The organism is Sphingobacterium humi (assembly GCF_009768885.1).
GTDB lineage: Bacteria > Bacteroidota > Bacteroidia > Sphingobacteriales > Sphingobacteriaceae > Sphingobacterium > Sphingobacterium humi.
Map to the genome: position 1 here is coordinate 51,617 of NZ_WSQA01000011.1, position 12,913 is coordinate 64,529.

The following is a 12,913-nucleotide window of genomic DNA, read 5'->3' on the forward strand; positions in this document are numbered from 1 at the left end:
CTTATAATACGTTAAGCAATTGCTCTTTTATTTTTTCTAATTCGTCTTTCATCTTCACCACAATCTGTTGAATCTGGGCATTGTTAGCCTTGGATCCTAGGGTATTGATCTCACGTCCCATTTCTTGGGAAATAAAACCTAATTTCTTTCCGTTGGAATCGTTGGAGTTTAAGGCTTCAATAAAATAATTGCAGTGCGAGCGAAGACGGACTTTTTCCTCGGTGATGTCTAATTTCTCGATATAGAAAACCAATTCTTGTTCGAAACGGTTCATATCTACGTTTTCTTTCCCTACAGCATCGTCCATATACTGGCTGATGCGCTCGCGAATAAGGGGAATACGACTGCCTTCAACCGATTCTACCTCGGTTAAATGCGATAAAATCAATTGTACGCGTTGTTGCAGGTCTTGTTTCAAGACATTGCCCTCATCTTTACGGAAGGTGTTGAACTTCTCTACTGCCGCATAGAATGCTGCCAGCAAAACATTGCCTTCTTCCTCATCCACCTCATCATCATTGCTGATGACGTCGGGCATATTCAAGGCCAATTCAAACATATTGGCTTTGCTATCGCCTAATTGGCTGGCAATATCCTGCAATTGCTGGTAATATTGTTTTAGTAAATCGGCATTGATGCTTGCTGCTTTGGCGGTTTGATCAACATATTCGGTAGAAATATTGATATTGACCTTGCCTCGCTCAATCAGCTTGGAACATTCCCCGCGAAGGGCCAACTCCTTATCGGAAACCGTTTTGGGAAGGCGTAAATTGAGTTCCAAAAATTTGGAATTTAGCGACTTGATTTCTACGGTATATTTAACAGATCCATTTTCAGATGAACCTATACCATATCCTGTCATTGATTTTATCATATGCAAAGGTATAAAACTTACAGAAAAGAATCAGGCTAATTACCAATCATGTTTCGCGATTAGTACACAAATATAGGTTTTATAGGCTGAGCCTTGAGGTACCCGCACAAAACCTATCCCGATATCTTGTAGCGAGCCGTTCCAGGTATCCATGCCCAAGAGGTGCTTGCGGTGCATTTTCCCCGGGGAACCATGCCCGATAATAAAGGCTTCAATGGCTTCCGTGGCCGTAGGATGGTTGGCACCTATGGATTCAAAATTGTTGAGGGATTTCTTTTTAAGCCAATCCGGATTTAACCAATAGCCGCCCTGATTGATAAAATAATTGGGACCTATGCCTTCCGGGGTCACATGATCGAAGTAATTGCGCTTGGCCATATCGTATGCCCGTTGCTCGGCCACCTTGGCCAAGGTCTTATTCCAAACCAATTGATGGCGACTTACCTGCTGCACATTAGCGATTTGCAGGGACCGACGGTATTTATTTGGGTTTTGACGGATTTCATTTAAATAAGCGTAGGCTTCTTTGGCTTCGCCTCGGTCGATACGGATGTTTTTTTGTGCAAATAAGGGCTGTGCCCACAAGAGGATAGCAAATAATAGATAGCGCATAGTTTTTCTTTAAACAGACTCGAAAGGCCGCGAAGCGTTTAACCCAGCAGGTTTTATTTCTTCTCGGTAGAAAAACGATTTTTTAGCACTTCTATTATTGGGGGCAGCAGGGAAATGCAGATAATGGCCAGCACCACTAGGGAGAAATTGTTCTTCACAAAGGGTATTTGCCCAAAGAAATAGCCTACCGATAGAAACAAGGCGACCCATAAGATGCCACCTGCGATATTATAGGCACCGAACTTGGCATAAGGCATCTTCACGATGCCGGCCACAAAGGGAGCAAAGGTGCGCACGATGGGCACAAAGCGCGCATAGATAATGGTTTTCATGCCATACTTGGCGTAAAAGCCTTGAGTTTTCTCCAGATAGGCGGGTTTAAAGATTTTAGAATTGGGTTTGAACACCCGGGCACCGAAGTGTTTGCCGATTTCATAATTCACGAAATCGCCTAAGATGGCTGCGGCAATCAAGAGGCCCATCATGGCCAGGAGACTTAGGTTAGTCTCTGGTTTAGCAATAAGGGCACCGGCAGCAAAGAGAACGGAATCGCCCGGTAAGAAAGGCGTAACGACCAGTCCGGTCTCGGCGAAGATGATCAGAAAAAGAATGAGGTATGTCCAACCTTGATAGGTTTGGGTAATATCAATCAGGTGCTTGTCAATATGCAGGATAAAATCAATCAAGGAGGTAAGGAGTTCCATGTTGCTGTCAGATTTTGTGTCGTACAGCATAGGCTATGAAAACTATGCCGAACTTGCTGTTTTTGCTAGACAAAGGTATTTAAAAAGAAAAAAGGAAGCTTATTGGGCTTCCTTTTTCTTTCCGTATTTTTCTCTGATGACCTCGATAATGGGAGGCAACATCGATAATAAGATGATGGCAAAGATTACAATGGTGAAATTGTCTTTGATAATAGGCAAACCACCAAAGAAATAGCCTATAAATAAGAAGGAGGTAACCCATAGGATGGCACCGATGACGTTATAGGATGCAAATTTACCGTAACTCATGGAACCTACACCCGCTACGAAAGGAGCAAAAGTCCGAATGATCGGTACAAAACGCGCATAAATGATCGTCTTGCCGCCATACTTCTCATAAAATTTCTCTGTTTTTTCCAAGTATTCCTTTTTCAGGAATTTATACTTTCCACTGAAGGCCTTCGGCCCTAAATATTTACCGATATGGTAGTTTACCATGTCGCCAATAATACCAGCCACCATCAATAGAATCCACATCACAAAGATGTTTAAATCGGTTTCTGGCTTCGCAATAATAGCACCAGTAGCAAATAATAGGGAGTCGCCCGGTAGAAAAGGGGTAACAACGAGTCCTGTTTCTGCAAAAATAATCAGAAAGAGAATCAGGTAAGTCCAGGTTTGATAGTTATTGACAATCTCCACCAGATGGTCATCGATATGGAGAATGAAGTCAATGATCGTATAGAAAAAATCCAAGGGCTATCGCGATTAAATATTGTTCAACATCACTGGCATCACCAACATCAAGACATCAACATGGTCTTCCTTGATAGCAGGCAATAATAATCCGGCACGATTCGGGGTACTCATCTCTAATACAACTTCCTCGCAGTATAGGTTATTCAACATTTCTACCAAGAATTTTGCGTTGAAACCGATTTCCATGTCTTCCCCTTCAAACTGACAGCTTAAACGCTCATGCGCCTCGTTCGAGAAGTCTAAGTCCTCCGCAGAGATGTGAAGCTCGGATCCAGAGATCTTTAAGCGTACCTGATGGGTGGTTTTATTCGCGAAGATTACGACACGACGTAGGGTGTTCAAGAATAAAGAACGGTCTACAGTTAGTTTATTCGGGTTTAAACGTGGGATTACCGCCTCGTAGTCTGGATAACGTTCGTCGATAAGACGACAGATTAAGCTGATATTGCCAAACTGGAAGAAAGCATTGGTGTTGTTGTATTCGATGGATACCTGTACATCGTCGGATGGAAGAGAAGACTTTAAAAGGGTTAAAGCTTTCTTCGGTAAAATGATCGATGTTGGTTTATCTGCCCCTACATCGGTACGGCGATAGCGTACTAATTTATGGGCATCGGTAGCCACAAAAGTAATCGATTGCTCGGCAAGCTGTACCAAAACACCTGACATGGCCGGGCGTAACTCGTCATTACTTACCGCAAAGATGGTTTTATTGATGGCTTCTAATAGCACGGGCGCTGCAAGACTTACTGTCGAGATATTATCGACAACAGGAATTTTGGGAAAATCATCCGCATTCTCGCCGCTTAATTTATACTTCCCGTCTCCAGCACTAATTTCAACGGCCAAGGTATTCATATCCACCGAAAAAGCAACCGGCTGATCCGGAAGGGTCTTTAAGGTTTCAATTAATATTTTGGATGGCATGGCCACGCGACCTTCTTCTTTCGCCTCGATCTGCAAACTGGTAACCATACTGGTTTGCAAGTCCGTAGCTGAAATGGTCAACAAATTATCTTTGATTTCAAACAAAAAATTCTCTAAGATGGGGAGCACCGTACTGGAACTTGACGCGCCACTTATTGATTGTAATTGTTTTAATAAAATGGAGGTGGATACAATAAATCTCATTTCCCAGGAGTAATAGTTTTTATATGCAATAATACAGAAAAGAATCTAAATATTTAAAAAGCAAATGATACTTCCTGCGTAATATAAGCAAAGCACTGACTGAAAATTTGTAACTTTGTCATCGAAATATGCAGTTTAATAGGATAATAGGCCATCAGGCACTAAAGCAACAATTGATTTCTACGGTTAAGGAAAATCGGGTAAGTCATGCACAGCTTTTTTTAGGGCCCGAAGGATCGGGCAGCTTAGCCCTGGCCGTGGCCTATGCACAATATATCAATTGCGAAAACAAACAGGAGCAGGACAGTTGTGGAACATGCCCGTCTTGTTTAAAATATGAAAAGCTGATTCATCCGGATTTGCACTTTTCTTATCCTTTTTTTGCTAAAAAAGCGGAAGAAACAGCAAGTACCTATATGGAAGAATGGCGGAAGGCTTTTCTGGAAAACCCCTATTTGAGCCTTACCCATTGGCGTAGCCAGTTGGAAGCTGAAAATAAGCAGGCCAATATCAATATTGCCGAAGCACATGATATCATTAAAAAACTAAGTCTGAAAGCTTTTGAAGCAGAATATAAGGTTTTGATCATGTGGCTTCCGGAATACCTCGATACCCAAGGAAATGCCCTCCTCAAGCTGATTGAAGAGCCACCCGCAAAAACCCTGTTCTTACTCGTGGCCGAAAATCAGGATAAAATCTTGAATACGATAATCTCCAGAACCCAACTCGTGAAAGTGAATAAACTGAACCACGAGGAGCTCAGTTCTTATTTAATTCAGGAAAAAAACATCGACCCAACGCGTGCGCATGAAATCGCTTTTATTGCCGATGGCAATATTCAGGAGGCTATCGATCAATTGGCCGAAGACTCCAACGCGAATTTCGATATGCTGATCCGTTGGTTCCGCTTTATTGTTACGGATTCCGGATTAAACATCATTCAGCTATGCGAGGAAGAGCTCAGTAAACTTGGTCGCGAGAATCAGAAAATCTTCTTAATCTACAGCATAAATATGCTTAGACAGATTGTTCTGGCTCAAAATGGACTATCGGCTATGCTCTTTTTAAAGGGCCAAGAATTGGAGTTTGTACAGAAATTCAGCGAGATTACACAGCCTGAGCAGCTGACAGTTGCAATAGATCTGCTGGAAAAAACACATTATTCTGTCGAAAGAAACGCAAATCCTAAAATATTATTTTTAGATTTATCTTTGCAGTTAGTTTTACTATTTAAATACAATACGTTTCCTCAGGGAACTCAATATATATAAAGGAAGAAAATATGGGATGTGGCAGTTGCTCATCCGGGGGTGGTTGCGGAAGCAAAACACTCGGTACTGTACCTGCCGGTTGTAATAACAACGGCACGTGCATGACCAGCGGATGTAATAAATTAGATATATACGATTGGTTGGTCGACATGGACTTACCATCAAATTATAAACCGTTTGATATTGTAGAAGTAAGATTTAAAGGATCACGAAAAGACTTTTTCATCAATACCGACAATATTTACTTAGAAATGGGCGAAATGGTGGCCGTAGAACCGAATACAGGGGGATACGATATTGGTCACGTTTCATTAACAGGCGAATTAGTGCGCCTGCAACTCAAGAAAAACAATGTCAAACCGGAGGATGTACTCAAGAAAATCTATCGGAAAGTCAACGAAAATGATATTGCTAAATATCAGATGGCGAAAGATCTGGAATGGGAAACCATGCATAGAGCGCGGAATCTAGCGCTGGAGCTGGGGCTTTCCATGAAGATTTCCGACGTAGACTATCAAGGCGATAAAACCAAAGCGACCTTCTACTACACGGCCGAAGGCCGGGTCGATTTCCGGGAACTGATCAAAAGAATGGCCGAAGCCTTCCGAATCCGCATTGAAATGCGTCAAATTGGAATGCGTCAGGAAGCCAGTCGATTAGGCGGAATCGGTAGTTGTGGTCGTGAGCTTTGCTGCTCGACATGGCTTACAGACTTTAAAACCGTCTCTACATCAGCGGCACGCTATCAGAACCTTTCTTTAAATACATTAAAGCTGGCCGGACAATGCGGGAAGCTGAAGTGCTGTTTAAATTATGAGCTGGATAGCTATATGGATGCCCTGAAAGATATTCCTTCCAACATTGATCGCATTGAAACCGAAGCTGGAATGGCCTATTTACAGAAGACGGATATCTTTAAGAAAACCATGTGGTTCACTTATCCGCATGCGGAAAGTTGGATTCCTTTAACGGTAGATAAGGTAAAAGAGTTTGCGGCCATGAACAGCGAGGGTAAAAAACCTGCTGATCTAGGTGTACATCTGGAGGAAGAGGACGATAAAACTACCCTGCCTGACTATGAAAACGTAGTAGGACAGGATAGCTTAACCCGTTTGGACGACCGCAATAGAAAGAAAAAGAAAAAGCGCAAAAAGAGCCCGAATAGCTCTTCAACAGGGAATAGATCCGAGAATCAGAAGCCTAGTCAGGAAGCGAATACCGCTGCAAAACCGGAAGGAAGAAGACAAGCAAGACCTGCAAACCAGCCGAAAGAAGGCCAACAGCCTAAAGCGGCGGAAGGAACAGATCCGAATGCTGCAGCGCGTCCGAAACGCCGTCCGAACAATAAGAACAGACGTCCGAAAAGACCTCAAGACGGAGGATCGGAAAGCTAAGCATACTGCTATGATGAAGATAATCACTCCTTTTATCTTGGTTGTCCTGCTGCTGAGTGCTTGCCAGCAAGGACACTTTTATGAGGTGAATAAAGAAATTAAAGGCCAGCTTTGGGATTACGATTCCCAACCGGCTTTTGATGTTACGATTACCGATAAAGGAGCCAAGTATGATGTCTATGTCAATCTTCGGCATACCGCTTATTATCCTTATAGCAACTTATTCTTCCTACTCCATGAAAAGGGGAAAGGACTAAAAGATACTGCCTATCGCCATGAGTTTCACTTGGCGGAATTAGATGGCCGCTGGACAGGTGAGTCGGCCGGTAATCTTTATGAGCAATCTGTATTAGTGAAAGAAAACTTCAGCTTTCCGGATACCGGCAAATATGTATTCAGTGTGGAGCAGAATATGCGCGAAACCCCCTTACCCGGTATTAATGATGTAGGCTTGAAGCTGATAAAAAAATAAGGTATGGCTATTGTTCGATGGTTATTACTCCCTTTTACCATCCTCTACAGCCTGATTATCTGGCTTAGGAACAAGCTTTATGACCTTGGCATCTTCTCCTCCCAACAATTTAAGGTAAATTCCATCGTGATTGGCAACCTCGCTATTGGGGGAGCTGGCAAATCGCCATTGGTGCAATACCTGATCCAGCATTTTAAAGGACAGTATAAGCTCGCGACGCTTAGCCGAGGATACGGCCGTAAAACCAAAGGTTTCCGATTAGTAAACCTATCAGATACCGCCACAGAGGTAGGAGATGAGCCCCTGCAATTCAAAAAGAATTATCCAGACATCACGGTGGCCGTGGATGAAAATAGGGCAGAAGGCATTCAGATGTTGCAGAAAGAGCATCAGCTTATTCTATTAGACGATGCTTTCCAACATCGAAAGATTACCCCAACCTGTGCGATTCTCTTGTTTGATTATCCTTCGCTTTTGAGCCCTATTCTATTGCTTCCTACGGGAAACTTTAGAGACACCTTCGATCAAACCAAGCGGGCAGATATTATCCTGATTACAAAATGTCCGGATCATATCCCAGCTGCTGATCGGGAAACCATTATTAAAAAGCTAAGAAAACAACAGCCTTCCGCAGGTATCTATTTTTCCTCCATCCAATATTTAGGTCCAATAGCCATACAAGGTCTTCAGGAAGCACCTCAGCTACGTAACTTTCATATTCTATTGCTTACCGGTATTGCCAATCCAAAGCCTTTATATGCCTTCTTAAGCAGTGAGAAACTAAACTATCAGAAACTGACCTTTCCAGATCATCATAACTTCTCGCAGCAAGATTACCAAAAGATAGCAGCAGCCTATGCTGCCATTCCCGCCGCCAACAAACTCATCCTTTGTACGGAAAAGGATGCCCAACGCTTGGACCTAAGCCAACTTTCCGGAATCCCGATAGCCTATATTCCTATTGCTTCAAAGATTGAAAATGAAGCTGCCTTCTTGGAAAATATCCAACGCTTTTTACCCTATTAATTCAGCATAGACTCCGCTTAGGTATTAATCCTGCAAAATCAAGTATTTTGCTCGTAATATACTTCCTTAACCTATCCCACTCTATCATTAAGGCTGTTTTAGGGTAATAATTATCTTTTATAGCAAGATATATACCTGTTAAGAAATGTTAAAAAGTAACAAACCTGATACAAAAAAATACTAAAGCCATGCAAATCGCTGTTATTAATGTACAGAAACGGAGTAAATAATAAATGTTAAACTAAAATCATTACATCATGAAAAAGTTATTTTTAGCAGTATCCGCAGTATTATTTTCATTAACATTAACCTTTGCACAAGAGGTAAATCCTGAAGAAAAAGCAAAACAGACCATTACAGAATGGACATCGCAAATGAACCTAACACAAGAGCAGCAAACACAACTTTATGATCTTGTATTAGCCCATAAAAAAGCAAAACTTGCTATTAAAGCAGATACAGCACAAACCGATGAAGCGAAAAAAGCAGAACAGATTGCCGCATTAAGCGCAGAGTTAGATAGCAAGGTAGATGCCCTGTTAACAGAAGAACAAAAACCACTATACGCTAAGATTGTGGAAGAACGTGCAAGTAAAAAACAAGCACCTGCCGTAACCCCACAAGTACAGTAATCTAGCAATATTCATGTTTCATAAATTAGAAGCGGTACTTCCCAAATGGGAAGTACCGCTTTCCTTTTGCATTATATTTCTAAATAGCCCTTGCAGTCATCCCTACAAAACGATGCGCTAAGCCATAGGCCAATAAGAAAGGGCATCTTGTTCAGATGCCCTTTTCAAAAAATCTTTAGCTTTACTATATGTTTAAGAAGCTTTTAGCTTCTTTTGAATATCCTGCACATAAGTTTTGAATTTCTTATCTGTTTCAATCAGATCTTCCACCGTTTGGCAAGCATAGATCACCGTCGAGTGATCTCTTCCTCCAAAGAAATTTCCAATGGATTTAAGCGACGATTTCGTATGATTCTTAGCTAAATACATAGAGATCTGTCTCGCTTGTACGATTTCACGTTTGCGCACTTTCGATTTCACCATTTCTACAGGCACCTCGAAATACTCACAAACTAATTTTTGGATATACTCCATCGAGATTTCTTTGTGGGTATTCTTCACAAAGTTTTTCAACATGGACTTCGCAAGGTTCAAATCTATTTCGCGTTTGTTTAATGTGGATTGGGCCAGTAAGGATACCATGGCACCTTCTAATTCGCGAACTGAATTATCGATTTGATTTGCTACATACTCTACCACGTTTTCTGGTAGTTCGATACCGTCAGAATACATCTTCTTCTTCAGGATGGCCATTCTGGTTTCTAGATCAGGAACCTGAATATCGGCCGATAAGCCCCATTTAAAGCGGCTTAATAAGCGCTCCTCTAAGCCTGATAGGTCTTTAGGCGCTTTATCCGAAGTAAGGATAATCTGTTTTCCCGTTTGATGCAAGTGGTTAAAGATATGGAAGAAGATATCTTGTGTTTTCTCTTTCCCAGCAAAATTGTGCACATCATCCATAATGATCACGTCCATCGCCTGATAGAAGTTCACGAAGTCGTTGATCGTGTTGTTCTTCAGGGAGTCTACAAATTGCTGGCAAAACTTCTCACAAGACACGTAGATCACCAGTTTGTCTGGCAGATTACGTTTAATCTCGTTTCCAATGGCTTGCGCAAGGTGGGTCTTCCCTAATCCTACATCGCCATAAACCATCAAGGGGTTAAAGGATGTTCCGCCTGGTTTGTTTGCTACCGCATAGCCGGCTGACCGCGCTAACCGATTACATTCGCCTTCGATAAAGTTATCAAAGGTGTAATTCTGGTTTAACTGCGGATCTACTTGCAACTTTTTCAAGCCAGGAATCACAAACGGATTCTTGATGTTCTTATTAAGCGCTACAGGAACTGGAATAGACTGTCTCTTGCCTTCTGCACCATTACCATTTGAAGGAATGTTCGTTGTGTAAGGAGTGTTCGCAGATGATTTCTCTACAACAATATTGTACTCCAATCGACCTTGCTCTCCTAAAAACTTTTTAACTGTTTTCCTGAGAATACCTACGTAATGTTCTTCTAGCCACTCATAGAAAAACAAACTCGGTACTTGAATAGTTAAAACGTTTCCTTCAAGACGTACAGCTTTAACGGGTTCGAACCATGTTTTAAAACTTTGCGTCGGGATGTTATCTTTTATGACCGCAAGACAACTTTCCCAAACACTTGTACACGTTTTTTCCATTCTATATTTGTTAATAACTTGATAACCAATAATTGACAAAAATCCTGTTAATAACTTTTGCCTACAACGAATATGACAATTTTTTTCCACCTAAAAAATTAAAAAAGTAAAAAAATGTTAATTACCTGTTTTACAGTATTTTATTAAGATTTTTACCGTTATTTAAGCTTTAAAAATAAAGTCAAATTTAGTTTTCAACACATTGAAATTACCCGTATTCAAAATCAATTTTTTAAAGGAAAAATTAAGTTTAGGATTTAGACTGTGGAAAACTTTTAATAAAAAAAAGAAGCCTTTTGGCTTCTCTCTAATATTGTTTCAAAGATTCTGTAAAACCTTATAAATGATAGCAATTATCCTACCAAACTTTCGGTCTTTATTCCCTTGGTTAATTTTCTAACCTCCGATTCTATGCCTTTTGCGTCATAGCCACAGATATGCCATAGTTCCGCTTGTTCACCATGTTCAATAATCGTATCCGGAATTCCCAAACGAGTGACCTGCGCATCGTAGTTATTTTCGGACATAAACTCGAGCACGGCCGATCCGATACCTCCCGGTAAGCAACCATCTTCAACGGTAATCACTTTAGTAAACTTCTTAAATACCTCATGCAAAAGCTCGGTATCTAAAGGCTTGGCAAAGCGCAAATCGTAATGTGCCGGATGAATACCATCTTCACGAAGATTCTGAATAGCCTTACTGGCTTCATTGCCGATGTGTCCGAAGGTAAGGATGGCAATGTCTTCCCCATCACAAATCTTACGGCCTTTACCGATGGTAATTTCCCGGAATGGCAGCTTCCAATCAGGCATAACCCCGTTTCCTCGCGGATAGCGTATTACAAAAGGCCCCTTATCCGGCAATTGAGCCGTATACATCAAGTTCCGCAGTTCTTCCTCGTTCATCGGGGAGGACACAATCAGGTTCGGAACACAACGCATAAAGGAAATATCGTAAGCACCATGGTGTGTCGGCCCATCAGCGCCAACTAAGCCGGCTCTATCTAAGCAAAACACCACATTTAAGTGCTGCAAGGCCACATCATGAATAACCTGATCGTAGGCACGTTGCATAAAAGACGAGTAAATATTACAGAAAGGAACGAGCCCTTGCGCAGCCAGGCCGGCACTAAAGGTAACAGCATGTTGTTCCGCAATACCCACATCAAAAGCCCGATCAGGCATCGCTTTCATCATGATATTCATCGATGAACCCGATGGCATCGCCGGGGTAATGCCCATAATCTTGCTGTTCGCCTCCGCCAATTCAACCAGGGTATGTCCAAACACATCCTGATATTTCGGTGGCTGCGGCTTATCCGGAATACTTTTCTTGATTTCGCCCGTAATTTTATCGAACAAACCTGGCGCATGCCATTTCGTTTGATCTTTCTCCGCCAAGGCATAGCCTTTTCCTTTCACGGTAACCACGTGTAACAATTTCGGCCCGTTAATATGCTTTAAATCCTCAATGGTCTTCACCAATTTATTGATATCATGTCCATCAACAGGTCCAAAATACCGGAAATTCAAGGATTCAAATAAGTTCGCGTTCTTCAATAGCGTCCCTTTGATACTTTGCTCCAATTTCTTGGCCCAACCATAGGCATTAGGGCCGTTCTTAGAGATCTTCGCTAAGACGGCTACTAAATCATCACGAAACCTATTGTAGCTCTTAGAAGTCGTTATACTGGTTAAATACTCTTTCATGGCCCCCACGTTCGGGTCGATGGACATGCAGTTATCATTCAAAATCACCAAGAGGTTAGATTTCTCGATACCGGCATGGTTCAAGGCTTCGAAGGCCATTCCACCTGTTAAGGCACCGTCACCAATAATCGCCACATGCTGTCTATCGGTTTCGCCTTTATAGGCCGATGCCACCGCCATGCCTAAGGCTGCGGAAATGGAAGTAGAAGAGTGACCTACCCCAAAAGCATCGTATTCACTTTCAGAACGCTTTGGAAAACCCGATAGTCCCCCGAGAATACGGTTGGTATGGAAGCTTTCCCGGCGTCCGGTTAATATTTTATGGCCATAGGCCTGGTGTCCTACATCAAATAAGATCTGATCGTAAGGGGTATTTAACGCGTAGTGTAAGGCGACCGTCAGTTCGACCACACCTAAGCTGGCCGCAAAGTGCCCGCCATTGACCGAAACGATGTCGATTATAAATTGTCTAAGCTCTTTACAAACCTGCTCAAGCTCAGATTCTTTTAGTTTTCTTAGATCTGAAGGATACTGGATTTTCTTTAATAGCGCTCCTGCTTCTACCTGCATAACTTCAAAAATTTCAAAATAAGATACAAAGTAACAATTTATTCTGCTAACTGTGGAATATATATACAATTTTATCAAGCCAATTGTTTTCCTCAAAAACGCAAAACAAGAGAAGATTAACGATTAAATCCTTATT

At 41.8% G+C, this 12,913-nt stretch carries 12 protein-coding genes; 5 read left to right on the top strand and 7 right to left on the bottom strand.

Annotated features, from left to right (window positions below):
* Window position 1 precedes the first annotated feature (1 nt).
* The 5 genes from GQF63_RS14130 to dnaN all read right to left on the bottom strand — a co-directional run bounded on the left by GQF63_RS14130 (window position 2) and on the right by dnaN (window position 4,080).
* Window positions 2-874: a YicC/YloC family endoribonuclease gene (locus GQF63_RS14130; RefSeq protein WP_160369893.1), complete on the bottom strand. Its 873-nt coding sequence runs from the start codon at window positions 872-874 to the stop codon at window positions 2-4.
* 39 nt (window positions 875-913) lie between these two features.
* A complete protein-coding gene (locus GQF63_RS14135) occupies window positions 914-1,486 on the bottom strand; it encodes a CAP domain-containing protein (protein WP_160369894.1) in 573 nt (190 codons plus the stop codon).
* 53 nt (window positions 1,487-1,539) lie between these two features.
* A complete protein-coding gene (locus GQF63_RS14140) occupies window positions 1,540-2,190 on the bottom strand; it encodes a DedA family protein (protein ID WP_160369979.1) in 651 nt (216 codons plus the stop codon).
* Window positions 2,191-2,289: 99 nt separating this feature from the next.
* Window positions 2,290-2,946 (bottom strand): DedA family protein, encoded by a 657-nt coding sequence (locus GQF63_RS14145; protein WP_160369895.1) that lies wholly within the window; start codon window positions 2,944-2,946, stop codon window positions 2,290-2,292.
* A 12-nt stretch (window positions 2,947-2,958) separates the two neighbouring features.
* Window positions 2,959-4,080 (bottom strand): DNA polymerase III subunit beta, encoded by a 1,122-nt coding sequence (dnaN, locus tag GQF63_RS14150; RefSeq protein WP_160369896.1) that lies wholly within the window; start codon window positions 4,078-4,080, stop codon window positions 2,959-2,961.
* A 128-nt stretch (window positions 4,081-4,208) separates the two neighbouring features.
* Here dnaN and GQF63_RS14155 point away from each other — a divergent pair, with 128 nt between their 5' ends.
* The 5 genes from GQF63_RS14155 to GQF63_RS14175 all read left to right on the top strand — a co-directional run bounded on the left by GQF63_RS14155 (window position 4,209) and on the right by GQF63_RS14175 (window position 8,875).
* On the top strand, window positions 4,209-5,351 hold the full coding sequence (locus tag GQF63_RS14155) for a DNA polymerase III subunit (RefSeq protein WP_160369897.1): 1,143 nt from the start codon (window positions 4,209-4,211) through the stop codon (window positions 5,349-5,351).
* A gap of 101 nt (window positions 5,352-5,452) precedes the next feature.
* Window positions 5,453-6,745: a PSP1 domain-containing protein gene (locus GQF63_RS14160; protein ID WP_246163542.1), complete on the top strand. Its 1,293-nt coding sequence runs from the start codon at window positions 5,453-5,455 to the stop codon at window positions 6,743-6,745.
* 10 nt (window positions 6,746-6,755) lie between these two features.
* Window positions 6,756-7,217 carry a gliding motility lipoprotein GldH gene (locus tag GQF63_RS14165; RefSeq protein WP_160369899.1) on the top strand — a complete coding sequence of 154 codons (462 nt, stop codon included), beginning with the start codon at window positions 6,756-6,758 and terminating at the stop codon, window positions 7,215-7,217.
* 3 nt (window positions 7,218-7,220) lie between these two features.
* Window positions 7,221-8,243 carry a tetraacyldisaccharide 4'-kinase gene (gene lpxK / locus GQF63_RS14170; protein WP_160369900.1) on the top strand — a complete coding sequence of 341 codons (1,023 nt, stop codon included), beginning with the start codon at window positions 7,221-7,223 and terminating at the stop codon, window positions 8,241-8,243.
* A gap of 257 nt (window positions 8,244-8,500) precedes the next feature.
* A complete protein-coding gene (locus GQF63_RS14175) occupies window positions 8,501-8,875 on the top strand; it encodes a hypothetical protein (RefSeq protein WP_160369901.1) in 375 nt (124 codons plus the stop codon).
* Between the two features lie 192 nt (window positions 8,876-9,067).
* Here GQF63_RS14175 and dnaA read toward each other — a convergent pair whose 3' ends face one another.
* Together dnaA and dxs are read right to left on the bottom strand one after the other, a co-directional pair.
* Window positions 9,068-10,495 carry a chromosomal replication initiator protein DnaA gene (dnaA, locus tag GQF63_RS14180; RefSeq protein WP_160369902.1) on the bottom strand — a complete coding sequence of 476 codons (1,428 nt, stop codon included), beginning with the start codon at window positions 10,493-10,495 and terminating at the stop codon, window positions 9,068-9,070.
* A gap of 353 nt (window positions 10,496-10,848) precedes the next feature.
* Window positions 10,849-12,777 carry a 1-deoxy-D-xylulose-5-phosphate synthase gene (gene dxs / locus GQF63_RS14185; RefSeq protein WP_160369903.1) on the bottom strand — a complete coding sequence of 643 codons (1,929 nt, stop codon included), beginning with the start codon at window positions 12,775-12,777 and terminating at the stop codon, window positions 10,849-10,851.
* Window positions 12,778-12,913 lie beyond the last annotated feature (136 nt).

Coding starts and splice junctions, on each gene's coding strand:
- GQF63_RS14135 (WP_160369894.1), bottom strand. CDS start 1,486: ATGCGCTATCTATTATTTGCTATCCTCTTGTGGGCACAGCCCTTATTT.
- lpxK (WP_160369900.1), top strand. CDS start 7,221: ATGGCTATTGTTCGATGGTTATTACTCCCTTTTACCATCCTCTACAGC.
- dnaA (WP_160369902.1), bottom strand. CDS start 10,495: ATGGAAAAAACGTGTACAAGTGTTTGGGAAAGTTGTCTTGCGGTCATA.
- GQF63_RS14140 (WP_160369979.1), bottom strand. CDS start 2,190: ATGGAACTCCTTACCTCCTTGATTGATTTTATCCTGCATATTGACAAG.
- dxs (WP_160369903.1), bottom strand. CDS start 12,777: ATGCAGGTAGAAGCAGGAGCGCTATTAAAGAAAATCCAGTATCCTTCA.
- GQF63_RS14175 (WP_160369901.1), top strand. CDS start 8,501: ATGAAAAAGTTATTTTTAGCAGTATCCGCAGTATTATTTTCATTAACA.
- GQF63_RS14130 (WP_160369893.1), bottom strand. CDS start 874: ATGATAAAATCAATGACAGGATATGGTATAGGTTCATCTGAAAATGGA.
- GQF63_RS14155 (WP_160369897.1), top strand. CDS start 4,209: ATGCAGTTTAATAGGATAATAGGCCATCAGGCACTAAAGCAACAATTG.
- dnaN (WP_160369896.1), bottom strand. CDS start 4,080: ATGAGATTTATTGTATCCACCTCCATTTTATTAAAACAATTACAATCA.
- GQF63_RS14160 (WP_246163542.1), top strand. CDS start 5,453: ATGACCAGCGGATGTAATAAATTAGATATATACGATTGGTTGGTCGAC.
- GQF63_RS14165 (WP_160369899.1), top strand. CDS start 6,756: ATGATGAAGATAATCACTCCTTTTATCTTGGTTGTCCTGCTGCTGAGT.